The following is a 22,479-nucleotide window of genomic DNA, read 5'->3' as shown; positions in this document are numbered from 1 at the left end:
GCGCCTTGCGCAAAGCATCATAATTAGAACCGTTCTAAAGTGCCTTACGATTACCGTCAAGTATATCGTGGCATCAGGAAGAAAAAGACAGGACCAAAGCACACATGCCCGAGGTGATTTTTCCCGGACCCGAAGGCCGCCTGGAAGGCCGCTACCACCCGCAAAAGGAAAAAGACGCACCGATTGCCATCGTGCTGCACCCGCATCCACAATTCGGCGGGACCATGAACAACAAGGTGGTCTATAATCTGCACTATGCGTTTTACAACATGGGCTTCACCGTGTTGCGATTTAACTTCCGCGGCGTGGGCCGCAGCCAGGGAGAATATGATCAGGGCATCGGTGAACTGAGCGATGCCGCGTCAGCGCTGGATTATCTGCAGTCGATGAACAACAACTCCAAGCACTGCTGGGTTGCCGGTTTCTCGTTTGGTGCCTGGATCGGAATGCAGCTGCTGATGCGCCGCCCCGAAATTACGGGCTTTATCAGCGTGTCGCCACCAGCCAACATGTATGACTTTTCATTCCTGGCCCCCTGCCCTTCGTCCGGCCTGATCATCAACGGCTCGTCCGACCGTGTTGCCCCGCCCGCCGACACCACGTCGCTGGTCAACAAGCTGCACGAACAAAAGGGCATCACCATCACCCATAACGAGGTTGAGGGTGCCGATCACTTCTTCCAGGACCGTCACATGGACACGCTGATCACCGATGTCAGTGACTATGTGAAGCGTCGCCTGACCGAGAACACGCGCTAATGTCGAATACCATCACAACGCTTGCGGCCAAACTGGCCGAGGACACGATGAAGGTGATGGACGAAACCGGCAATGATCGTTTCTTTGTCGAGGTGGGAGAGCTTTTGGGCGCGTCCTCACAAACCTTGGAAGAGGCCTTTCTGACTGAAATGCGTGTACGCATTGCTGAACGCAAAGCGCGCAAGTTTGTCATCGACGCACTGACCAAACATCGTTCCCAGGTGAAAGCGATTGAAAAGAAATGACTGAAAGACTGTCCGCGCAACTTGAATTCCTGAAACGCGCGGACAGGCTGAAGTCGGTCGATCGCGCCAATGCACTACTGGATCAGTCCCGCCCCGAAAACTCTGCAGAACACAGCTGGCATCTGGCCTTATGGGCACTGACGATGGAGCCGCTGGCCGGTGACGACGTAGACATCAACCGCGTCATACGCATGCTGCTGTTGCACGATCTGGTCGAGATCATCGTCGGCGATCACCCCATTCACCTGGAAACCGATTGGAACGCCGTGGAACGCGCCGAGCGCGCGGCGGCGGACGAGTTGTTTGGTTTCTTGCCGGACGATCAGACGTCTGCGTTTCAAGCCCTGTGGGAAGAGTTCGAGTCTGACACGACACCGGACGCGAAATTTGCCAAGTATCTGGACCGATGCCAACCACTGTTTCAAGTCTTGTGTGCGCCAACCCCCAACCCGGATCATGTTGAAGTAGCGCGGGAAAACCTCAGCAGTGGTCGCGCCGCGTATTTGGTACGGGAATTCCCCCAAGCACACGCTCTGGCCAGCGCCCTGCTGCACGCGCAGTCAACGCCCGAAACGGCGTTTTCTGAACGGCTGGCTTTTCTGACTGAGGCAGACCGCCTGAAGTCCGTTTACCGCGCCTCACGCCTGTTGTCTGATGATCGGTTTGAAAACTCGGCCGAACATTCCTGGCACATCATGCTGTTTGCTTGGGTTTTGGCGGAATACGCGCAGCCCGGTGTATCGCTGGACCAAGTCCTGAAAATGCTTCTACTGCATGACATCGTCGAAATTGATGCCGGAGATCACCCCATCCACGGACAAGTCGACCACGCCGCACAAGAAGCCGAGGAAAAGGCAGCAGCCGACAGGTTGTTCGGGTTGTTGCCCGAGGCACCGCAGCACGCCTTCCGGACGCTATGGGAGGAGTTCGAAGCCGCCGTGTCGCCAGACGCGCGATTTGCCAAGGCGATCGATCGGTTTCAAACCCCAGTCGGGAACCTTGAAACAGGTGGCGGGTCCTGGGTCGATTACAAAGTGACCTTTGCCCAGATCGAACGCCGTGTGGGAACGCCGATCAATCGCGGCGCACCAGCGCTGTGGTCATGGTTGCGACCGAAACTGAGCACGTATTTTTCAGAAAACACCGTCGGTTGAGCCAATAGAAAAAGGGGCGCAAAGGCCCCTTTTCCAATCATTCCGGCAGGCACTTAAACCTGAAAACTTTCAAACCGCTCAACACCACTGGCTGCGATTATGTCGACGGACCCCCCGCCCGCAAGCCACCCAAGCGCCACTATGAATGCCGAAGCAACGATCACGGATATCGCAAATTTCGTCATTGAAAACTCATAAAAGAAAACTAAAAACTACCCATTTTATATCAGAATTTTTCTCTTTGAAATAGTATGGTTATCCTGACCTCTTCGATGGGCAGTCCCGATTCTTCCGACACAGAACTTTTCCCGATATCCATTCACATTCCCCTTGTCGTGAATTGGGATTTTGTGGTCAACCTCCCCAACTGCAACTGAATCGAGACCTGCCGTGCCCAAAGCCTATCTCATCCTATTGCTGGCGGTTTTCGCCGAAACAATTGGCACAACGGCGCTGCAGGCCAGCCAGCAGTTCAGCCGGTTTTGGCCCTCTGTTTTGGTTGTCGTGGGTTACGGAGTTGCTTTTTACCTGCTGGGCCTCACCCTGAAATTTATTCCGGTCGGCATCGTTTATGCCATTTGGTCAGGCTTGGGGATCGTTCTGATCGCCATCATAGGCTTCATTGTTTTTGGTCAGCGTCTGGACTGGCCTGCGGTGCTCGGTTTGGCGATGATATTGGCCGGAATCCTGATCATTCACTTGTTTTCCAGCACAGCGGGCCACTGACGACCGGTTAGGGCTGGCCTATTCAGTCAATCCGCGTTATGCGCGCGGCAACTTCCCGTTCAAAGGCTGACCTCTCATGGACCTGCGCAATATCGCAATCATCGCTCACGTGGACCACGGTAAAACGACCCTGGTGGATGAGCTGCTCAAACAATCCGGTGCGTTCCGGGAAAACCAGGCGGTGGCCGAACGCGCCATGGATAGCAATGATCTGGAGCGCGAACGCGGCATAACCATCCTTGCCAAAGCGACCTCGGTCGAATGGAAAGGCACCCGGGTCAACATCGTTGACACCCCCGGCCACGCCGATTTCGGTGGCGAGGTTGAGCGGATCCTCAGCATGGTCGACGGTGTTGTCCTGTTGGTGGACGCCGCCGAAGGCCCGATGCCGCAGACCAAATTCGTGACGTCCAAGGCGTTGGCGCTGGGCCTGCGTCCCATCGTAGTGCTGAACAAGGTCGACAAACCCGACGCTGAACCCGACCGCGCACTTGATGAATGCTTTGACTTGTTCGCCAACCTCGGCGCTGACGACGATCAGCTGGATTTTCCTGCCATGTATGCCTCAGGCCGTTCCGGCTGGGCGGATATGGAGCTGGACGGGCCGCGCAAGGATCTGACCGCCTTGTTCGATCTGATTGTCGATCACGTCCCTGCCCCAAAGCAGGTCGAAAACAAAGATGAGCCTTTCCGCATGCTGGCCACGACACTGGGCAGCGATCCGTTCATCGGTCGCATCCTGACCGGTCGTGTGGAAAGCGGCACTTTGAAGGCGGGCGACAACCTCAAGGCGCTGAGCCGTGATGGTACGCTGATCGAAAACTTCCGCGCGTCGAAAATCCTGGCGTTCCGCGGACTGGCCCAACAGCCCATCGACGTGGCCGAAGCAGGTGACATCGTCACCATCGCAGGCATGAGCAAGGCAACCGTGGCCGACTCGCTGGTTTCGCCGCAGGTTGACGAAGCCCTGCCCGCACAGCCCATCGACCCGCCAACCATCACCGTGACTTTCGGCATCAACGACTCGCCGCTGGCCGGTCGCGACGGCAAGAAAGTTCAGTCGCGTGTCATCCGCGACCGCCTGATGAAAGAGGCCGAGTCGAACGTTGCCATCCGCATCAGCGACACACCTGGCGGCGATGCCTTTGAGGTTGCTGGCCGTGGCGAATTGCAAATGGGTGTTCTGATCGAGAACATGCGCCGTGAAGGGTTCGAACTCAGCATCTCGCGTCCGCAGGTTCTGTTCCGCGAAGAAGACGGTCAGCGCATGGAACCCATCGAAGAAGTCACTATTGACGTCGACGATGAGTATTCAGGCTCGGTGATCGAAAAGATCACCGGCGCGCGTAAGGGCGAATTGGCCGAAATGCGTCCGGCCGGCGCGGGCAAGACCCGTATTATTGCGCATGTACCGTCACGCGGGTTGATCGGATACCATGGTGAGTTCCTGACCGACACACGCGGTACCGGTGTTCTGAACCGTGTGTTCCACGGCTGGGCGGCCCACAAAGGCCCGATCCCGGGTCGTCGTGCGGGGGTTCTGATCTCGATGGAAAACGGACAGGCCGTGGCTTATGCGCTGTGGAACCTGGAAGAGCGCGGCCGGATGTTCGTTGCGCCGCAAACCGACGTGTATCAGGGCATGGTCATCGGCGAACACTCACGCGATAACGACCTCGAGGTGAACCCCCTCAAAGGCAAGAAACTGACCAACGTACGCGCCAGCGGTTCTGACGACGCCGTTCGCCTGACACCTCATATCCAGTATTCTCTGGAAGAGGCGATTGCCTATATCGATGATGACGAACTGGTTGAGGTCACTCCAAACGCCATTCGGTTGCGCAAGCGTTACCTTGACCCGCACGAACGGAAACGGATGGCAAGATCGGCCTGAGCCGGTCTGTGATATTGTTTCCACAATCTAAACAATAAGCCGTTCGTGGTAAAATTACTTCTAGAATTACCATATAAATCAAAGGAAAGCCCGTCTTGCTGACGGGCTTTTTCTTTTGTTTTTCATAAAGTTTCACCAATAGGTTGCAAATCTACCGTGGTTTATCGCTGTTACTCGACCATCAAATGAGGCAATATGCGGATGTATTTTTGTCCAAACTATGGCACAATTACTTTGTTAATAGTTGTTGGTAATGAGTTTAAAGGAGTAGCGCTATGCGCGTAAGATCCCGTTTATATTCGTTTGTATTTTTATCCGCGACATTTCCACTGATGGCAACAAGCGCGGCTCATGCGGCTGAAGTTTGCAAAGTCAAAACAGCCCGACAATCTGTATCCACCGAAACGCTTTGTAGTTGCAAAGTCGTCGACAAGCGGATGCTGCGCTACATTCAGCGCCGCGCAGACTTTGAGGATATCCTAGCCCGCACATCCCAGACGTGCCCCTTGTTTGCGGCCATTTTGACCGACATCCCAACGGCAACGGTTCGAACTGATCGAAACAGCCGTGATGACGATGACAACAGCTCGGCAAACAATAGCGGCGCATCTGCAGGTAACACCGGTGGAAATGGCGGCGCGGGCGTTTCGGGTTCGTCGGCAAATGGCGGCGAAAATGGCGAAGGCGGCAATGGCGGCGGCGGCGGTGGCGGCAGCAACGATGGCGGCGGCGGCGGTAACAGTGGCGGCAGCAATGGCGGCGCGGACTCCGGTAGCGGTAGTGGCAACGGCGGCAGCAACGGTGGTGGCAACTCCGGCAGTGGTGACGGCAATGGCGGGAGCAATGGCGGCGGAAATTCCAGCAGCGGTGACGGCAACGGCGGCAGCAACGGTGGCGGTAACTCCGACAGCGGCAGCGGTAACGGCGGCAGCAACGACGGTGGAAACTCCAATGACGGCGACGGCAATGGTGGCGGCAATGGCAACGGTAACGATGGCGGTGGCAGCGATGGCAGCGGTGGCGGTGACGGCGGCGGTGGCAGCGACGGAAGTGGGGGCGGTGCTGGCGGCGGCGGCAGCGACGGCAGCGGTGGTGGTGCTGGCGGCGGCGGCAGCGACGGCAGCGGTGGTGGTGCCGGTGGCGGCGGCGCCGATGGCAGCGGCGGCACCCTCTGACGCGATCAACCGCAAAGCAGCCTGAAAATTTGGGCTATGCCTTGAAAAACGCCGAAAACGTCTCGACGTTCGGTCTGACAAACAAAGGGGCGACTATCGTGTCGCCCCTTTTGCCATGCATAACCTGATAGATCAGCCGATATTTTTAACTTCTTCCGTACACACCAACCCAATGGCTGGGTTTTGCCGGATCCTGCATCCGAAGGAACAAGTACCGCGTGGCCGACCAGGGTTTGATCCGGTTGGTCAAATTGTCCAGCACCAAATCCCCCTGGGCGGATCGATAGACAAGAACTGCATGTGCATTTCGGCGCGTATCCAACACTGTCGCGATCAGCAATTTGTTAGGATCAACGCCCGCCCTGATCAGATCTCTTTTCTTCAAAAGAGCAAAATCCTCGCAATCCCCGCCGCGCGTTGTCGGCAAAGCCCACCGCTCGGTGGTGCGGTATTGCGTCTGATCCGTAACCGCGCGCGTCGTTGCGTTGACCTGACGGTTGATCCGCTCAATGATCTGCATTTCCTGCTGGGACGTCATGCGTACCGACGCTTTGCTGGCGCAAGCCCAAGCGTACTGTCGGCACAATTGCTGTGCACCCGAAGGCGGAGGGGACGCCGCGAGGGTTCGGATGAAGCTGCCCTCACTTGCATCCACATGGGAACCGACAAGCATGGCCCCGCAAACCAATGCCGCAATCCCCACTGCCCGACCTGAATGTGTTTTCAACCGCCCAAGAGCGGCCTTGAGTCCGATATCTACCGATTTCATGCCTGAACCTCGATCCCTGTCTACGCAACGATTGACGACAAACAGGACCGTATTCGATTAGAAACAACTAATGGTAAACGGTAGCGCTTGTACAATCTGAGGCGAACGTGAAGGGGAAAAAAGGCGGAATTTCGTCACTCAATATGGCCATTTCGCGCAAGAAATGAGGATAATACGCCACAATCTAGGCAGGAAAAATACCAATAACTCTCTTTGAAAGACAATAAGGCGCTGGAATCACAAAGATTCCGTATGGGTCGAAAGTTGCCACAATACAGTTCACTTCATTTATGAATAGTTCGGCTGAATTTCGCCCATGAGCTGATCTGATTGGCGGAAAACCCGCCAATCAGATTCGCCAGACCTTTAGTCGGTGATTTCTACAACCACCAGTTCACGCTCACTTGCGCCGCGCGCGTGGTCCAGGGCCTGCTGGTATTCCGGTGAATTATAGCACTCGACCGCGGCCTCGACGGATGGGAATTTGGCGACCACATTGCGCGGACGTTCTTTCCCCTCCAGTTGGACATAACGTGCGGCACGGGCGATGAACGCACCGCCGTGCTTGGCGATCGCAGGCCCTGCGAGTTCCGCATATTTCGCATATGCGTCGGTGTCCGTCACGGTGACGTGGGCAATCCAGAGTGCAGCCATCTTATCCTCCCAAAACCTGTTCTGCGGCTTTGATCGCCGCATCTGCGTTCGACGCGTCCTTGCCACCGCCCTGCGCCATGTCGGGGCGTCCACCGCCGCCCTTGCCGCCCAGTTCTGCGACGGCCGCACGAACCAGATCAACGGCGGAAACCTTGTCGGTAAGATCGGCCGTCACACCGGCGGCCACAGCAGCCTTACCGCCCGCATCCGCGATCAGCAAAACGGCACCGGACCCCAAACGGCTTTTGTGCTCATCAATCAGCGCAGGCAGGTCCTTGCCCGATACACCGTTCAGCGCCTGCGCAAGGAAGGCCACCCCATTCACATCACGCGCTTCGCCGCCACCCTGCCCGGCCCCGCCGGCCATGGCCAGATCACGGCGCAGCTGCGCCACTTCGTTTTGCAGCGATTTGCGTTCATCCAACAGTGCTTTGACGCGGCCGACAACGTCATCCGGCTGCGCCTTCAGCTCCGATGCGATCTGACCCAGACGCTGATCCTGCTGGGAAAGATGCCGCAGCGCGTCGTCGCCGGTTAGCGCCTCGATCCGGCGCACTCCCGCACTACTGGCGTTATCGCCCAGAACCACAAAAGTACCGATGTCACCAGTCTGGCGAACATGCGTACCGCCACACAGCTCAATCGACCATGTCTCGCCATACTGCCCCTTACCGGTCGGAGCCTTGCCCATGGACACAACCCGAACTTCGTCGCCGTATTTCTCGCCAAACAGCGCCTGTGCGCCCAGTTCGCGCGCATCATCGGGGGTCATGATCCGCGTTTCGACAGTCGAGTTCTGACGGATGAAGTCATTTACATCGCGTTCGACCTTTTGAATCTCATCCCCGCTCAGCGCCTTGGAATGGCTGAAGTCAAAGCGCAACCGGTCGGCCGCGTTCAGCGAGCCGCGCTGTGCAACATGATCGCCCAGCGTTTCACGCAACGCCTCGTGCAGCAGGTGCGTGGCCGAGTGGTTTGCGCGAATTGCCGTGCGCCGCGCATGGTCGACCTCAAGCTCGACCGCGTCACCTTTGGACAAAGCGCCCTGATCAACGGTCACTTTGTGGGCATAGATTTTGCCATCGGCGAATTTTCTGGTGTCTTCGACCCGCGCCATGTCATCGCGTTCTTCAAGACGACGGATTTCGCCAGTATCACCGATCTGACCGCCAGCTTCGCCATAAAACGGCGTCTGGTTGACAATCACCCAACCGGATCCGCCCTTTTCAATTGTGTCGACCAATGCACCATCGACCACCAAAGCGGCAATCTGCCCTTCGGCCTTTTCCGTGTCATAGCCCAGAAAATCCGTAGCTCCGGCAGTATCCAGCACATCAAACCACACTGCCTGATCTGCAGCCTCACCCGAACCGGCCCATGCCGCACGGGCCTTGGCTTTTTGTTCGGCCATGGCCGCGTCGAACCCGTCCGTATCCACGGAACGACCCTTTTCACGCAGGGCATCCTGCGTCAGGTCCAATGGGAACCCATACGTGTCGTACAATTTGAATGCCGCATCACCCGGAAGTGCCGCGCCCTCGGGCAAGCCTGCAACTTCATCATCCAGGAGTTTCAGACCACGATCGAGGGTTTGCTTGAACCGCGTTTCTTCCAACAGCAGCGTCTCTTCGATCAACGGCTGCGCCTGTCCTAACTCAGTGTATTGCGCGCCCATCAGCTGCACCAGACTTGGCACCAGCTGATACATAACCGGATCTTTCGCCCCCAGAAGATGCGCATGACGCATAGCACGACGCATGATCCGGCGCAGCACATAGCCACGCCCGTCATTGGACGGCATCACGCCATCAGCGATCAGGAAGGATGTCGCGCGCAGGTGGTCCGCAATTACCCGGTGGTGCACATTCTGGTCGCCATATGGATCAACCCCGGTGGCATGAGCAGACGCTTCGATCAATGTCTTGAACAGGTCGGTGTCATAGTTGTCATGGCTGCCCTGCAGCAGCGCGCCAATCCGTTCCAGCCCCATGCCGGTGTCGATCGACTGCATGTCGAGTTCGACCATTGAGCCATCTTCGAACTGCTCGTTCTGCATGAAAACGATGTTCCAGATTTCGATGAACCGGTCGCCGTCTTCGTCGGGCGATCCCGGAGGGCCGCCCCAGATGTGATCGCCATGGTCGTAGAAAATCTCGGTACACGGTCCACACGGACCGGTCGGACCCATCTGCCAGAAGTTATCGCTGGTGGCGATGCGGATAATCCGGTCTTCGGGCACACCGACCTTTTTCCAGATCTCAAACGCCTCATCATCCGTGTGATACACCGTTGCCAGCAGACGGTTCTTGTCGATGCCGAATTCCTTGGTGATCAACTCCCAAGCAAACGGGATCGCCTCGTGTTTGAAGTAGTTGCCGAACGAAAAATTGCCCAGCATTTCAAAGAATGTGTGGTGACGTGCGGTATAGCCAACGTTATCGAGATCGTTATGCTTACCGCCTGCGCGCACGCATTTCTGTGCCGTCGTGGCACGCTGATAGTCACGGGTTTCAACACCGGTGAACAGGTTCTTGAACTGCACCATGCCCGAGTTCACGAACATCAATGTCGGGTCATTGCGCGGGACCAGCGGGCTGGACGCGACAATTTCATGCCCCTGTTTGGCAAAATAATTCAGAAAGGTTGAGCGGATTTCGTTCAGCGTGGGCATATGGCTCTCTCGGCGCGCAATCTCAGTGTTCTGAAATGGTTTATCCCCGTACCCAAGGATAGTCCACAACGATAAATCGGCCTTGTTTTTGAAGGGCTAGAAAACCCGTCAACAAGATCCGTACACACCAATAATACAAGATCACCGTATGCAGAACGAGTTAAGGCGGCCACGCGGACCGCCTTGTTTCGAGTATTCTCATTTCTTGCAAAACCGGGGGAATTTTGCGGCCCCCAACTGCGTCTGTTACGCCTCGAGTATGTCGTCTTCCTCGGCAGAACCGGGCGGCATGTCGAACTCAAGACCATGCGCGGCGCGAATCTTGTCTTCGATATCCAGCGCAATACGGCTGTTGTCGCGCAGGTATTGTTTGGCATTCTCACGCCCCTGCCCGATCCGTTCGTCGCCATAGCTGAACCACGAGCCCGATTTTTCAACCACGCCAGCCTTGACGCCCAGATCCAGCAGCTCACCCATCTTGCTGATGCCTTCGCCATACATGATGTCGAATTCCACTTGCTTGAAGGGCGGCGCCACCTTGTTCTTGACCACCTTGACGCGCGTCTGGTTGCCGACAACTTCGTCGCGGTCCTTGATCGCGCCAATGCGGCGAATATCCAAACGAACCGAGCTGTAGAATTTAAGCGCGTTACCACCAGTCGTGGTTTCGGGGCTGCCGAACATAACGCCGATTTTCATGCGGATCTGGTTGATAAAGATCACCATGCAATTCGAGCGGCTGATCGAGCCTGTCAGTTTACGCATCGCCTGGCTCATCAATCGGGCCTGCACGCCAACACTGCTGTCGCCCATGTCGCCTTCGAGTTCCGATTTCGGCGTCAAAGCCGCAACTGAGTCGACGACAACCATATTCACAGCGCCCGAACGCACCAGCGTATCGGTGATCTCAAGCGCTTGTTCACCGGTGTCGGGCTGCGAGATCAGCAGTTCATCAAGATCGACGCCAAGCTTGCGGGCATATTGCGGGTCCAACGCGTGTTCGGCATCCACGAATGCGCACACACCACCGCGTTTTTGCTGTTCTGCAATGCAATGCAGCGTCAGCGTGGTCTTACCCGAGCTTTCCGGGCCATAAATCTCAACAATCCGACCCATCGGCAGACCACCAATACCCAGCGCGATATCCAGGCCCAAAGACCCGGTCGAGCTTGCATCGATGTCCTGCTTGGCATCCTCGCCCAGCTTCATGATCGAGCCTTTGCCGAACTGCCGTTCGATTTGCGCCAGCGCGCTATCAAGCGCCTTTTGCTTGTCTGCGTTTTTCTTGTCGCTCATTGTCAGAAGATCCGCCATTGTCCTGTCGCCTTCTCTTTTGTCACACCCATGATCGGGCGGCAATCGCTGCTTTGTTCGCCTCTTGTTCTTTATGGGACCAAAAAGAGAACATTTCAACTAAAACTTACAATACTTACTGTTCGGCAATTGTGTTAAAGAGTCGTTTACGCCAATCTGCGACTACTAAATTAGGCGGCGAAGGGCGAATAAATGCTTGTTTTCTATAAGGAACGCCTTGCGTTTCTGGCAGTTCCAAAAACAGGCAGCACAGCCTATCACACTGCCCTGAGAGCGCGGGCCGACTTTGTCGTCACCGGCCCGCCCGAATTGAAACATGCGCCTGTTCGCCGTTATGACAGGTTTTTTCAAAACATTTTTCGCAAAATGTATGACACCGAAATGGAAATCATAGCCGTCGTGCGCGAACCTATCGACTGGCTCGGCAGTTGGTACAAATACCGCAGCCGGGACAACCGCATCGGGCATCCGCATTCAACCCGCGACTTGAGCTTTAATGATTTTGTTCAGGGTTACATGCAAAACCCCCGCCCGGAATTCGCAGATGTCGGCAGTCAGAGCCAGTTTTTCCGCACCCGAAACAACGGTTTCGGTGCAACGCATGTTTTTAAGTACGAAAATCAAGATAAGATCCTGAACTTTCTGCAGGACCGGTTGAACATGGCAATCACCCTGCAGCGCGAAAATGTCTCACCAAAGCGCGACCTATTCTTGTCGCCGGAAACGGAAAAGAAGTTCCGCAAACACCACGCAGACGAGTTTTCCTGCCACGAAGCGGCGCTATAGTCAGTTCAGTTGGTTAAACACAGCCTCGGTCAACTGCGTCAGAGAGAACGGCTTTGGCAAAAAGGTGGAATTCGCAATCTCGGGGCCTGAATCACCAAAAGCGCCTTCGGTATAGCCAGACATAAATATCACCCGAACATTCGGTCGGGTCTCCGCCGCTTTGCGCACCCAGGTTGGCCCGTCCATGCCGGGCATGACCACATCTGTCACGAAGGCATCCACATGCACCGACCCGTCCTCCAGCAGGTGCAGCGCCTCCTCGGCGGACCCGGCTTCAAGCACGGTGTAGCCCTTCAATCGCAATGCACGCGTGGCAAAGGCCCGAACCGGGGCCTCGTCCTCGACCAGCAGAACTACGCCTTCACCCTGCCGGGACGTTGGGTTTTCTGGAAGGCTGGCGATATCCTGGTCGATTTTCTGCGGTGCGGTTGAAACCGGCAGATACACGGTAAATTCGGTTCCCTTGCCCTGAACGCTATCGACAAAGATGAACCCTCCAGTCTGCTTGACGATGCCATAGACCGTCGACAATCCAAGACCGGTCCCCTCACCGGTGCGCTTGGTCGTATAGAATGGCTCGAACACTTTTTGCAGCTTGTCCGCTGGGACACCGGTGCCACTATCGACCACTTTTACAGTGACGTATTCGCCGGGTTGAACCGTTGCACGATCCCGCCGGAACGGTTCGGTCAGAGACACAACCTCGGTCTCGATGCGCACCTCGCCCCCTTCCGGCATTGCGTCCCGTGCGTTCACGACCAGGTTCATAAACACCTGCTCGAGTTGTCTTTTGTCTGCGCACACAGGTTTCAGCACGGGATCATGGCTTAACGTCAGACGAACCTTTTCGCCAACCAGGCGGTTCAAAAGATGGATCAGGTCGGAAATTGTGTCGCGCAGGTCCAAAACCTCGGGCTGCAGGGTCTGCTTTCGCGAGAAGGCCAGAAGTTGACTTACCAAAGCCGCAGCCCGGTTGGCGTTCTGGTTGATCTGAACCAGGTCACCATAGTTCGGATCATTCTGACCATGCCGCAGCAGCAATAGATCGCAATGCCCCGAAATCGCGGTCAGAAGATTGTTAAAATCATGCGCCACGCCGCCCGCCAATTGCCCGACGGCCTGCATCTTTTGCCCTTGCACGAACTGAGCTTCCAGCGTTTTCAGCTCGGTCGCATCATTCAGGACAGCGATCAGACAAATCTGTCCCTTGCACGTCACTCGGTTCAGCGTGACCTGCACGAAAACCTCTTTATCCTGTCGTGACAGGCGCAGAAATTCCGATCGGGGAGCGGCATTCTCTTCGGTTGCAGTGCGGGTCAACCAATCCAGGATGGGATAGCCAAGCCCGTGCATGATGTCAGCCACGTTTGACTGGCCCGGCTGGATCTCACCGATCAGCCTGACCGCCATCCGGTTCGCATCCAGAATTTCCCCTTCGGGGGACAAACACATCACCGGCACGGGCAGTTCAGCGAAAGGGGCATCGCCACCGGATGGGTCCGCAGATTTCATCGGCAACAAAAGCAGATCACGCACAGTGCCTGAGCGAGACAGCTCGGACACGGTCACAGGCACTTGCCCGTCCGAAGTTTCAGCCAGCGAGATTTCACCCGGTTGCGGGATGTCATTGGGAAATATCTTACTCATAACGTCGGGCCTTTGACCGATCATGGCCTCTGCTATTCCGTTCACGCGCAGAATTGCCTCGTTGCGACCCTCTGTCAGCACCGGAACAGGGGCGTCATCCCACTGCCCTTCTTCATCCAGAAGGAACCGCCAGCAGAACACATCCTGCCCCACGCTGAACACCGAGATCGGGATTGTCGAGCCAACGGTCACGATATCTTCGCGGGCGCGTTCGTGGATTTCCGCGATGGATTGCAAGCGCAGCAGGATCGCTGAGGGATTAGCGAATCTGGATTTCAGGCAATGCTGTAATCGCGCACTTGGAAAGGCGTTTAACTGCGCCTTTGCCCGTGTGTTCGCACTCAGAATATCGCCATTTGCGTTGGCGATCACTGTTGGACACAAGTCCTGTTCGGTGAAGACGGCCATCACTTCTGCCGAATTACGCGCCTTCCGGTCGGCCGTGAACCCCCGAAAAACAACCAGAAGGCCGGCGGACAATAACGACACACCAGCAACAACGAGCCCCGTATTCCAAGCGGTCGACAAAACGTCTGTCAACGGTGTTAAACTCAGCAATGCGCCCAAAACAACGAGCGGCACAAGGCGCGAGAAGGCCGGTGTTTTTCTTGAGGTCGGCTCGGAAAAGATCTCTGCAGTATCGGACATTAACAACTCAGGTCAAAAGGCTTTGTCACACTCAGCCCGATTTTGGTTAACGCCGCCTTAAGGACAGTGGAAACTTCTACCTAAGGTTGTTATTCAATGACGGACTATCGCGTCAAGTGCGACGTAAAGAACCCGTCTGCACCGTGTGTCACAAGCCACGACTTTCGCATCGTTTCGGTCCAGTCGGGATTCAGTTTAAGAAATCCGTCGACAATACTGCCGTTTTCATCATCCAACATGGAGCAGGACGCATAGGCTAGAATTCCACCTGGTCCAACCAGTTGAGCGGCGGAATTCAGGATGTCCGACTGTAGTGCATTCAGCGCGTGCAGCCCCTCTTCGGACAGTGCCCATTTACCTGCCGGTGCACGCCGCCACGAGCCGCTGCCCGAGCATGGCGCATCCGTCAGAACAATATCGAACGGAGCATGACGGGCCACATCTTCCGGCTGCAGGCAGGTAACACGCACACCAGCTCGTTTTGCCCGTGTCGGCAGATCGCGCATGCGCCCTGCGTTCACATCATGCGCAAAGACCTCGACACCCGAATGGGCCGCCAGAGCCAGAGACTTGCCGCCACCGCCTGCGCAATAATCCAGAACACGCAGTCCCGGCCGCAAGTCGAGCGCTGCGACAACGGCTTGGCTGGCTGCGTCCTGCAATTCGACCAGACCTTCGGAATAGGCGCGGCTTTGTGCAACTTTTCTTGCCCCTTCAATGACCTCCAAGGCGGTTTCACACGCCGGATGGTCTTGCGCGCTGATTCCGTCAGCACTCAAAGCAGCAATCGCACCTGCACGATCGGTTTTGGCAAGGTTAGTCCGCAAATGAACAGGTGCACGGGTTTGCAATACCTTTGCCGCCGCCTCTGCTTGATCACCAAGCGAGGTTTGAAAACGCGGCCAGAGCCATTCGGGGATGTCGCACTGCTCGGCGTCCGAGCCGAACGCGAGCAGCGCATCGGCGGCGGTTAACGGCTCTGGCGTATATCGTTCGCCTGTAAACAGGGTCTCTGGATCACCGCCGTTTGACCGGATCGAACCGATCATCAAACCGCGCCCGGTTTCTGCCCCGCCGAAGGCCGAGAAGGACCGTTTGCAACGCAGCGCTTCGAACACGTGATCGCGCACGGCGGCCCGGTCTTTCGAGCCCGCAAACCGGCTGCGGCGCGCCCACCCAGTCAAAGCCTTTTCAACCGGAGCCCCTGCGAGGATATCATCAAGGATTTCAATCGAAGCCTGAACGCGCGCTGCTGGGGTCATAGGGTTTATCCGATTTCTTTGCTAAGCCCAAAAAACGTAAAACGGCGCCCGCGTTGGGGCGCCGTGCTGCAAACTCTGTTGCGTCACATTACCCGGTAGTTCGGGCTTTCACGCGTGATCTGGACGTCATGCACATGGCTTTCTTTCAGGCCAGCGCCGGTGATTTTGACGAAGTTACAGTTCTTGCGCATTTCTTCGACTGTCGCGCAGCCGGTATAGCCCATCGCCGCACGCAGGCCGCCAACCAACTGGTGTACCACTGCACTGGCCGATCCCTTATAGGGCACCTGCCCTTCGATCCCTTCGGGCACCAACTTGTCGCTGGCTGCGTCTTTCTGGAAATAGCGATCCGCCGACCCGCGCGCCATGGCGCCAAGGCTACCCATACCACGATAAGATTTGAACGAACGGCCCTGATACAAGATCACTTCACCCGGGCTTTCATCCGTTCCCGCGATCATCGAACCGACCATTGCACAGGACGCACCCGCGGCAATGGCCTTCGCGAAATCGCCCGAGAATTTGATGCCACCATCGGCGATCACCGGAACATCCCCGGCAGTTGTCGCGCAGTCCATAATCGCCGTCAGTTGGGGTACGCCGACGCCTGCAACCATCCGGGTTGTGCAGATGGAGCCCGGCCCGATGCCAACCTTGATTGCATCCGCCCCGGCATCGATCAGCGCCTTGGTGGCCTCGCTCGTCGCTACATTGCCCGCAATGATCTGGACCTCGTTCGAGAGTGTCTTGACCCGTCGCACCGCGTCCAGAACGCCCTGCGAATGCCCATGAGCAGTGTCGACCACGATGATATCAACGCCCGAATCCACCAACTGCTCGGACCGTTCGAAACCAGAATCACCAACAGAAGTCGCCGCAGCGACCCGCAGGCGTCCCAACCGGTCCTTACAGGCAGTTGGGTTCAGCACGGCTTGCTCGGTATCTTTCAGGGTCAGCAGGCCTGTCAGCTTGCCCTCACCATCGACCACCAGCAGTTTTTCGATCCGGCGGGCTTTCATAAGGCTCTTGGCCTCTTCCAGATCTGCAGGTTCCTGCAGCATCGCCAAATTGTCCGATGTCATCATCACGTGAACCGGCGTCTCGTCCGAGGTCGCAAAGCGCATGTCGCGATTGGTCAGGATACCCACGACGCGTCCGCTTTCATCGACGACCGGAAAGCCGGTAAAGTTATAGCGCTGCACCAGCGCCTTCGCGTCCGCCAGCGTTTGGTTCACGCTCAGCGTGACCGGGTTGTACACGATGCCCGACTCAAATCGTTTCACGCGACGAATCTCTCGGGCTTGCTCTTCGACAGTCAGGTTCTTGTGAACAACGCCGATACCGCCTGCCTGCGCCATTGCGATGGCCATGCGCGCCTCGGTCACCGTGTCCATGGCCGAGCTGAGCAGCGGGATGTTCATCGTAATTTCACGCGTCACACGCGTGGCCGTATCCGCCGTCGCTGGCAGCACCGACGAGGACGCCGGAACCAATAAAACATCGTCAAAGGTAAGTGCCTCACGAATCTGCATCTGTTAACCCCATGCAAAAGCCCGTTTGGCGGTGACCCTATTACATGGATTTAACCTAAGGAAAAGCCCCTGACCTAAACTAGTTTCCCTTCACTGGCCGATACCGCGGCAAAAAACGACGCAAGACGTTCAAAACGTGCCGCTGAATGGCCTTTCCCTTTGCGCACAAACCCATATCTTGCTTGGCATACGTGCGAATACAAAAGGCAGGCCAAAAATGACCACCGACCCCCTTGTTGTCTTTACCCCTTCGGGCAAACGCGGGCATTTCCCCGTGGGAACCCCGGTTCTGACCGCTGCACGGCAGTTGGGTGTGGATCTGGATTCGGTCTGCGGCGGCCGAGGGATTTGTTCGAAATGTCAGATCACGCCCAGCTATGGCGAGTTTCCGAAACACGGCGTAACCGCATCCGAAAACGCGCTGAGCGAATGGAACGCGGTCGAACAGCGTTACGATGACAAACGCGGCTTGAAATCGGGTCGTCGTCTGGGCTGCCAGGCGACAGTTCAGGGCGACATCGTGATCGATGTCCCACCCGAAAGCCAGGTCCACCGTCAGGTTGTTCGCAAGGCCGCCACCGCGCGGGCCATTACGATGGACCCGGCAACCCGGCTGTATTTCGTGGTGGTGGAAGAGCCCGACATGCATTCGCCAACAGGCGATCTAGAACGGCTGGAACGCGCGCTGCACGAGCAGTGGAACATTGACGCCATCACCGCCGATCTTTCGCTGATGTCCAAGCTCCAGCCCGTCCTGCGCAAGGGTAAGTGGGCGGTCACTGTCGCCCTCCACAAAGGCCACAAGGATGAAGTGGCGCGCGTGCTAGAAATCTGGCCCGGATTGCATGAACATGGGCTTTATGGTCTGGCCATCGACCTTGGTTCCACCACAATCGCGGCGCACCTGACCGATCTGGAGACCGGCGAGGTCAAGGCGTCCTCGGGCCTAATGAACCCGCAGATCCGCTTTGGCGAAGACCTTATGAGCCGCGTTTCCTATTCGATGATGAACCCGGGCGGTGATCAGGAGATGACCAGGGCCGTGCGTGAGGCGATCAACGATCTGACCACATCAATCTCTGAGGAAGCCGGGATTAACTCCGAACTGATCGTGGAAACGGTGTTCGTCTGTAATCCAGTGATGCACCACCTGCTGCTGGGTCTGGACCCGGTTGAATTGGGTCAGGCCCCCTTTGCTTTGGCGACCTCGGAAAGCATGTCCCTGCCTGCGCGTGAGATGGACCTGACAAATATGAACCCGCGCGCGCAGGTCTATATCCTGCCCTGCATCGCGGGCCATGTTGGTGCCGACTGCGCCGCGGTGGCACTGTCAGAAGAACCAGGAAAGTCCGAAGACCTTGTGCTGATCGTAGACGTGGGCACCAATGCTGAAATCCTGCTGGGCAATACCAGCCGCGTTTTGGCGTGTTCTTCGCCCACCGGCCCGGCATTCGAAGGCGCGCAGATCAGTTCCGGCCAGCGAGCCGCACCCGGCGCTATTGAGCGCATCGAAATCGACCCTGTCAGCAAGGAACCGCGCTTTCGCGTGATCGGGTCCGAAAAATGGTCCGACGAGGAAGGTTTCGATCAAGAGATTGCGACAAGCGGCATCACCGGCATCTGCGGCTCGGGCATTATCGAAGCGGTCGCCGAAATGCGCATCGCCGGGCTTTTGGACGAGAGCGGCCTGATCGGGTCTGCAGACCAGACCGGCACCGTACGTTGCGTCCCCGAAGGCCGCACCCACGCCTATCTGATCCACGATGCCAGCGCCGAAGGCGGTCCGCGCATCACTGTCACGCAGGGCGATATCCGCGCCATCCAGCTAGCCAAATCCGCGCTCTATGCCGGTGCGCGCCTGTTGATGGATGAAATGAACGTCGACACTGTGGATCGCGTTGTGCTGGCAGGGGCGTTCGGAGCGCATATTTCGACCAAGCACGCGATGGTGCTGGGTATGATCCCCGATGCGCCCTTGAACAAAGTCTCAAGTGCAGGCAACGCGGCTGGTACCGGCGCACGGATTGCCTTGTGCAACATTGGTGCCCGGTCCGAGATTGAGCGTGTCGTGCGCGATATCACTAAGGTCGAAACAGCCATCGAGCCGAAGTTTCAGGACCATTTCGTTGCCGCTAACGCCATTCCGCACAAGACGGACCCGTTCCCGGAATTGGCGCAGGTGGTCACTCTGCCCTCGCCTTCCTTCAATGCCGGTGGTGGAGAAGAAGGCTCTGGTCGCAGACGGCGCAGGCGGTCATAGTCACCTCTGACGCAAGGGAGGCGACATGCAGATCGCAAACGAGGAACAGGCTGAGTACTGGGGAAAATCTTCGTCCGGAGCCAAATGGCTGACCTATGAGGACCAGCTGGATCAGCTGATGGCGCCTGTCCTTGATTTGGCGCTGGAACGCGCCGAATTGAAGCCCGGCATGCGTGTTCTGGATATCGGCTGCGGTACAGGCGCAAGCGCGATCGCCGCCGCACATGCCGTGGGGCCAGATGGGCACGTTCTGGCTGCCGATGTCTCGCAGCCATTTCTGGACCGCGCATCGGCACGGGCATCCGATGCCGGATCGCAAAACATCACCTTCCAGTTCGCCGACGCCCAGACCTACGCCTTTGAAGCAGCGGACCGAGACGCCATGATCTCGCGATTTGGGGTCATGTTTTTTGAGGATACGGTTGCCGCCTTTGCCAACATGACCCGCGCGCTAAAGCCCGGCGGCACGATGACCTTTGCCGCCTGGGGGCCATTGCCCGGAAACCCATGGTTCAGAGTACCCCACATCGCGGCCACTGAACGGCTGGGCACGCCACCCAAGGTCGACCGGAATGCACCGGGCCCCTTGGCGTTTCATGATCGTGAACGGGTTAACGGGTTGCTGGAAAAGGCAGGTCTAAGCAATGTTCGCGCCGAAACCGTTGACCTAATGCTGCACTTTCAAGGCTCTTTGCTGGATTGCGCCGCCCTGTGCACCCGCGTCGGCCCCGCTGCCCGCGTTATCACCCATTTCGATGGTAAACCCGAGGACGTGACTGTGATCCAACACGCCGTCGCCGAAGCGTTTCACCCCTTTGCAAACGAGGGTGCGGTACATATCCCGGCTGAAATCAATCTGTTTCAGGCGCGTCGCCCGGATTAAATGACCACAGACGCACCCATGTCCAAAGCGGTGATTTTTTAGCTTTTCCGGTGACGAATTGAGTTCTGGAGTGAGTAGCGGGAATCGAACCCACGCGTTCAGCTTAGGAAGCTGATTTGATACACAGCTATTTGCTAAATATCATTTGCGCTGGTGAAGATTCGTTTATAAACTTGTTCAAGATTTTCTGAACTACGTTGAACCGAACATCATCAAAGCTGTAGTGCCCCCGGACTGAAACCGGCCAAAAAAATTGTCAGCATCAACAGGCCCTTGTGGCGCGGCTGCGGAGTCTGGATGACCAGATGCACGGCGATGGCTTTTTGCGACTCGTTCTGTGGCTCACAGCCCAGAATTTAGGCGACATTATCGGACATGTATCACCTCCGACCTCGGCACATCCTCGCAGGTTACGAATTCCGCCTGCTCGATGGAACCAAGATACGCCTCGACGACGTCCACAATGGGTCGATCCGGTTTTCCCGCGATCTTGCACATAACGTTGGGGTCTACTGCTATCGTGAAATCGGTGGCGATCCAACGGGTGCCGTGCTCGCCTCCTTCAACTACTTGATATCGATAGAAATAATCCTATCAGTAGGCAGAAGATGAACAGTTGGCCTATGGCGCAGTTCAACTCTTAACATCATTCAACAACGAAAGAATTTCAGCCTGTGAGCCAATATTTTTCTTTTCCAGAGCAAGAGCAAGCCTATCAAGTTCTCTGTTTGAAAGCAGTTTCAGCGCCTTGTAGTGTACGGCGATAGTAAGAGTGTTTGGGTCATCAATGGCACTCATCATTTCTAAGAATCCGACCTGCCCGCCATCAGGCCAATACCCTACGTGTCGTCGTTTTTCTTCGCCGAAAACGCTTCTTGGACTCCCAAAGTTATCAATCGCCCACGCGTTAATTAACATAAACTCCGATGGCCTTTTTCTGGAAGCGAACAGCACCTCCAAAGCTCCACTTTTTGCTTCTACATCTCGACATACAGCACTTAGTATTTCTTTGGTGACTGGAAACGGAGTAACGAATTTAGTCGTTTCGGGAATATCAGAGGTTCTTTTGTTCATAGAGAGCACATTGAGGCTCTCAGCCAACCAATTCTCATGAATCCCCTCCACTATGGGTTGGAAGGAGGTTAAAGGTCTGTTTTCAAGCCCAAAAAAATCCCTGTTCGTTAAAGGGCTGACAAACAAGTTCTTTGCGTCAAGGATCACAATTTGCTCGGTTGGTGATACCCTTCCCGACGCCAACTTAATCGCTTGCTGAATTCGATAACCGTTATTTCCTCGCCAACCTCTGTGTCTATGAACTTGCAAACGGTTGATATACCGGGACTTCAACCCAGGAAATCCGGCCCAACTTTTCATAAATATATCGTCGCCACTAAGAAAAGTAACGATCCCTGAGAGCGAACCATAGTTTGGAAGCATCTCTTCTAAACCAGACCTCATGTGATTTTCTTTTTGATCGTTGACTACAACTATAATTTTGGAAGTGGTTTCTCGGTCGACAAACTGAGCCATGGATTTTGCTTGCAACGCTAACAATGCTAAATCCCTGTGATGAACCACAGTAACAAATGTAATCATGTCAGGGCCTTCAGATACTTGCGACGTGTTTTAAGGTGCGAAAATGGTTGTGAATCAGGTGCATTCAGTTGCCAACACTATAGAAACCGAATGTCGGTCCACAGCGAAACTAAAGTGAAGACATCGGTACCTCCATTATCACCGAAAGGCATGCGCCGGATTGCCGCTACAAATCTGGCTGCCTCATTCGCTGAGTTGAAACACACGATTCCACTCCAATTTGTTTCTATAGGGAAGAAATTGGAGCGGGTAGCGGGAATCGAACCCGCGCGTTCAGCTTGGGAAGCTGACAGGCTACCATTACATCATACCCGCCGCGTTTTTCATCGATATCACCAGAGGCTCATCGACTTCAAGAACCCATCATCGGAAAAGCGGCGCCGCCTTTTTCCGTCCAGACGCACTATAGCCTTCGAACAGGACAACGCACCTGGTTCCGTGAAAAAGAAATACCTTTTGCCTCAACGCCAGTTGTGCTTGCAGATCGACCAACCCTTAAAAGTAT

18 protein-coding genes and 1 tRNA gene are annotated in these 22,479 nt (G+C 56.2%); 9 read left to right on the top strand and 10 right to left on the bottom strand.

Translation table 11 applies throughout. From position 1 onward, the window contains the following. Positions 1–104: 104 nt before the first annotated feature. The 3 genes from DHN12_RS01540 to DHN12_RS01530 are packed head-to-tail and all read left to right on the top strand — an operon-like array spanning position 105 to position 2,157. The gene (locus DHN12_RS01540) at positions 105–758 is read left to right on the top strand and encodes an alpha/beta hydrolase (protein WP_058271679.1); all 654 of its coding nucleotides are present in this window, start codon (positions 105–107) and stop codon (positions 756–758) included. After that, entirely contained in the window at positions 758–1,003 is a 246-nt protein-coding gene (locus tag DHN12_RS01535) for a hypothetical protein (RefSeq protein WP_058271680.1), read from the top strand. Before DHN12_RS01540 ends, DHN12_RS01535 begins: the two co-directional genes overlap by 1 nt. Beyond that, on the top strand, positions 1,000–2,157 hold the full coding sequence (locus DHN12_RS01530; protein WP_108858598.1) for an HD domain-containing protein: 1,158 nt from the start codon (positions 1,000–1,002) through the stop codon (positions 2,155–2,157). The genes DHN12_RS01535 and DHN12_RS01530 overlap by 4 nt, the downstream gene beginning before the upstream one ends. Before the next feature lie 53 nt (positions 2,158–2,210). Here DHN12_RS01530 and DHN12_RS25040 read toward each other — a convergent pair whose 3' ends face one another. After that, positions 2,211–2,342 (bottom strand): hypothetical protein, encoded by a 132-nt coding sequence (locus tag DHN12_RS25040; protein ID WP_255415445.1) that lies wholly within the window; start codon positions 2,340–2,342, stop codon positions 2,211–2,213. A gap of 205 nt (positions 2,343–2,547) precedes the next feature. Here DHN12_RS25040 and DHN12_RS01525 point away from each other — a divergent pair, with 205 nt between their 5' ends. The 3 genes from DHN12_RS01525 (at position 2,548) to DHN12_RS01515 (ending at position 5,952) form a co-directional block, all read left to right on the top strand. After that, a complete protein-coding gene (locus DHN12_RS01525) occupies positions 2,548–2,883 on the top strand; it encodes a multidrug efflux SMR transporter (protein WP_108858597.1) in 336 nt (111 codons plus the stop codon). Between the two features lie 76 nt (positions 2,884–2,959). Next, complete coding sequence (typA, locus tag DHN12_RS01520; protein WP_108858596.1) at positions 2,960–4,777, top strand: translational GTPase TypA; 1,818 nt, start codon at positions 2,960–2,962, stop codon at positions 4,775–4,777. 437 nt (positions 4,778–5,214) lie between these two features. Beyond that, the gene (locus DHN12_RS01515) at positions 5,215–5,952 is read left to right on the top strand and encodes a hypothetical protein (protein WP_108858595.1); all 738 of its coding nucleotides are present in this window, start codon (positions 5,215–5,217) and stop codon (positions 5,950–5,952) included. Between the two features lie 145 nt (positions 5,953–6,097). Here DHN12_RS01515 and DHN12_RS01510 read toward each other — a convergent pair whose 3' ends face one another. From DHN12_RS01510 to recA, 4 genes are all read right to left on the bottom strand, one after another. Further along, positions 6,098–6,721: a transglutaminase-like cysteine peptidase gene (locus DHN12_RS01510; RefSeq protein WP_108858594.1), complete on the bottom strand. Its 624-nt coding sequence runs from the start codon at positions 6,719–6,721 to the stop codon at positions 6,098–6,100. A gap of 366 nt (positions 6,722–7,087) precedes the next feature. Continuing rightward, the gene (locus DHN12_RS01505) at positions 7,088–7,375 is read right to left on the bottom strand and encodes a DUF1330 domain-containing protein (RefSeq protein ID WP_108858593.1); all 288 of its coding nucleotides are present in this window, start codon (positions 7,373–7,375) and stop codon (positions 7,088–7,090) included. A gap of 1 nt (position 7,376) precedes the next feature. Beyond that, entirely contained in the window at positions 7,377–10,046 is a 2,670-nt protein-coding gene (gene alaS / locus DHN12_RS01500) for an alanine--tRNA ligase (protein ID WP_108858592.1), read from the bottom strand. A gap of 246 nt (positions 10,047–10,292) precedes the next feature. Then, positions 10,293–11,360: a recombinase RecA gene (gene recA / locus DHN12_RS01495; protein WP_108858591.1), complete on the bottom strand. Its 1,068-nt coding sequence runs from the start codon at positions 11,358–11,360 to the stop codon at positions 10,293–10,295. Positions 11,361–11,552: 192 nt separating this feature from the next. On the opposite strand from recA, the gene DHN12_RS01490 reads away from it, so the two are divergent. Beyond that, a complete protein-coding gene (locus DHN12_RS01490) occupies positions 11,553–12,146 on the top strand; it encodes a sulfotransferase family 2 domain-containing protein (RefSeq protein WP_108858590.1) in 594 nt (197 codons plus the stop codon). Here DHN12_RS01490 and DHN12_RS01485 read toward each other — a convergent pair whose 3' ends face one another. The 3 genes from DHN12_RS01485 to guaB form a co-directional block, all read right to left on the bottom strand. Next, positions 12,147–14,441, bottom strand: a complete 2,295-nt coding sequence (locus tag DHN12_RS01485; protein WP_108858589.1) for an ATP-binding protein — start codon at positions 14,439–14,441, stop codon at positions 12,147–12,149. A gap of 104 nt (positions 14,442–14,545) precedes the next feature. Then, positions 14,546–15,703, bottom strand: a complete 1,158-nt coding sequence (locus tag DHN12_RS01480) for an RsmB/NOP family class I SAM-dependent RNA methyltransferase (RefSeq protein ID WP_108858588.1) — start codon at positions 15,701–15,703, stop codon at positions 14,546–14,548. A gap of 83 nt (positions 15,704–15,786) precedes the next feature. After that, positions 15,787–17,235 carry an IMP dehydrogenase gene (gene guaB / locus DHN12_RS01475; protein ID WP_108858587.1) on the bottom strand — a complete coding sequence of 483 codons (1,449 nt, stop codon included), beginning with the start codon at positions 17,233–17,235 and terminating at the stop codon, positions 15,787–15,789. 217 nt (positions 17,236–17,452) lie between these two features. Between guaB and DHN12_RS01470 the strand changes: the two genes are divergently transcribed. After that, the gene (locus DHN12_RS01470) at positions 17,453–19,495 is read left to right on the top strand and encodes an ASKHA domain-containing protein (RefSeq protein WP_108858586.1); all 2,043 of its coding nucleotides are present in this window, start codon (positions 17,453–17,455) and stop codon (positions 19,493–19,495) included. Between the two features lie 25 nt (positions 19,496–19,520). Next, a complete protein-coding gene (locus DHN12_RS01465; RefSeq protein WP_108858585.1) occupies positions 19,521–20,378 on the top strand; it encodes a class I SAM-dependent methyltransferase in 858 nt (285 codons plus the stop codon). 633 nt (positions 20,379–21,011) lie between these two features. Here DHN12_RS01465 and DHN12_RS01460 read toward each other — a convergent pair. Then, on the bottom strand, positions 21,012–21,974 hold the full coding sequence (locus DHN12_RS01460; RefSeq protein ID WP_108858584.1) for a DUF6492 family protein: 963 nt from the start codon (positions 21,972–21,974) through the stop codon (positions 21,012–21,014). 241 nt (positions 21,975–22,215) lie between these two features. Further along, positions 22,216–22,289: transfer RNA gene (locus tag DHN12_RS01455), tRNA-Gly, on the bottom strand. Between the last annotated feature and the right edge of the window lie 190 nt (positions 22,290–22,479).

This window comes from Ruegeria sp. Alg231-54, assembly GCF_900143525.1.
Lineage (GTDB): Bacteria > Pseudomonadota > Alphaproteobacteria > Rhodobacterales > Rhodobacteraceae > Ruegeria.
Note: the sequence above shows the minus strand (reverse complement) of the source record. Positions and strands in the feature narration are given on the sequence as shown.

Bases quoted from the DNA above. Each gene is read 5' to 3' on its own strand.
- alaS (WP_108858592.1), bottom strand. From the start codon at position 10,046: ATGCCCACGCTGAACGAAATCCGCTCAACCTTTCTGAATTATTTTGCC.
- DHN12_RS01465 (WP_108858585.1), top strand. From the start codon at position 19,521: ATGCAGATCGCAAACGAGGAACAGGCTGAGTACTGGGGAAAATCTTCG.
- DHN12_RS01515 (WP_108858595.1), top strand. From the start codon at position 5,215: ATGCTGCGCTACATTCAGCGCCGCGCAGACTTTGAGGATATCCTAGCC.
- DHN12_RS01490 (WP_108858590.1), top strand. From the start codon at position 11,553: ATGCTTGTTTTCTATAAGGAACGCCTTGCGTTTCTGGCAGTTCCAAAA.
- typA (WP_108858596.1), top strand. From the start codon at position 2,960: ATGGACCTGCGCAATATCGCAATCATCGCTCACGTGGACCACGGTAAA.
- DHN12_RS01540 (WP_058271679.1), top strand. From the start codon at position 105: ATGCCCGAGGTGATTTTTCCCGGACCCGAAGGCCGCCTGGAAGGCCGC.
- DHN12_RS01470 (WP_108858586.1), top strand. From the start codon at position 17,453: ATGACCACCGACCCCCTTGTTGTCTTTACCCCTTCGGGCAAACGCGGG.
- DHN12_RS01535 (WP_058271680.1), top strand. From the start codon at position 758: ATGTCGAATACCATCACAACGCTTGCGGCCAAACTGGCCGAGGACACG.
- DHN12_RS01530 (WP_108858598.1), top strand. From the start codon at position 1,000: ATGACTGAAAGACTGTCCGCGCAACTTGAATTCCTGAAACGCGCGGAC.
- DHN12_RS01460 (WP_108858584.1), bottom strand. From the start codon at position 21,974: ATGATTACATTTGTTACTGTGGTTCATCACAGGGATTTAGCATTGTTA.
- DHN12_RS01485 (WP_108858589.1), bottom strand. From the start codon at position 14,441: ATGTCCGATACTGCAGAGATCTTTTCCGAGCCGACCTCAAGAAAAACA.
- recA (WP_108858591.1), bottom strand. From the start codon at position 11,360: ATGGCGGATCTTCTGACAATGAGCGACAAGAAAAACGCAGACAAGCAA.
- DHN12_RS25040 (WP_255415445.1), bottom strand. From the start codon at position 2,342: ATGACGAAATTTGCGATATCCGTGATCGTTGCTTCGGCATTCATAGTG.
- DHN12_RS01510 (WP_108858594.1), bottom strand. From the start codon at position 6,721: ATGAAATCGGTAGATATCGGACTCAAGGCCGCTCTTGGGCGGTTGAAA.
- DHN12_RS01480 (WP_108858588.1), bottom strand. From the start codon at position 15,703: ATGACCCCAGCAGCGCGCGTTCAGGCTTCGATTGAAATCCTTGATGAT.
- DHN12_RS01505 (WP_108858593.1), bottom strand. From the start codon at position 7,375: ATGGCTGCACTCTGGATTGCCCACGTCACCGTGACGGACACCGACGCA.
- guaB (WP_108858587.1), bottom strand. From the start codon at position 17,235: ATGCAGATTCGTGAGGCACTTACCTTTGACGATGTTTTATTGGTTCCG.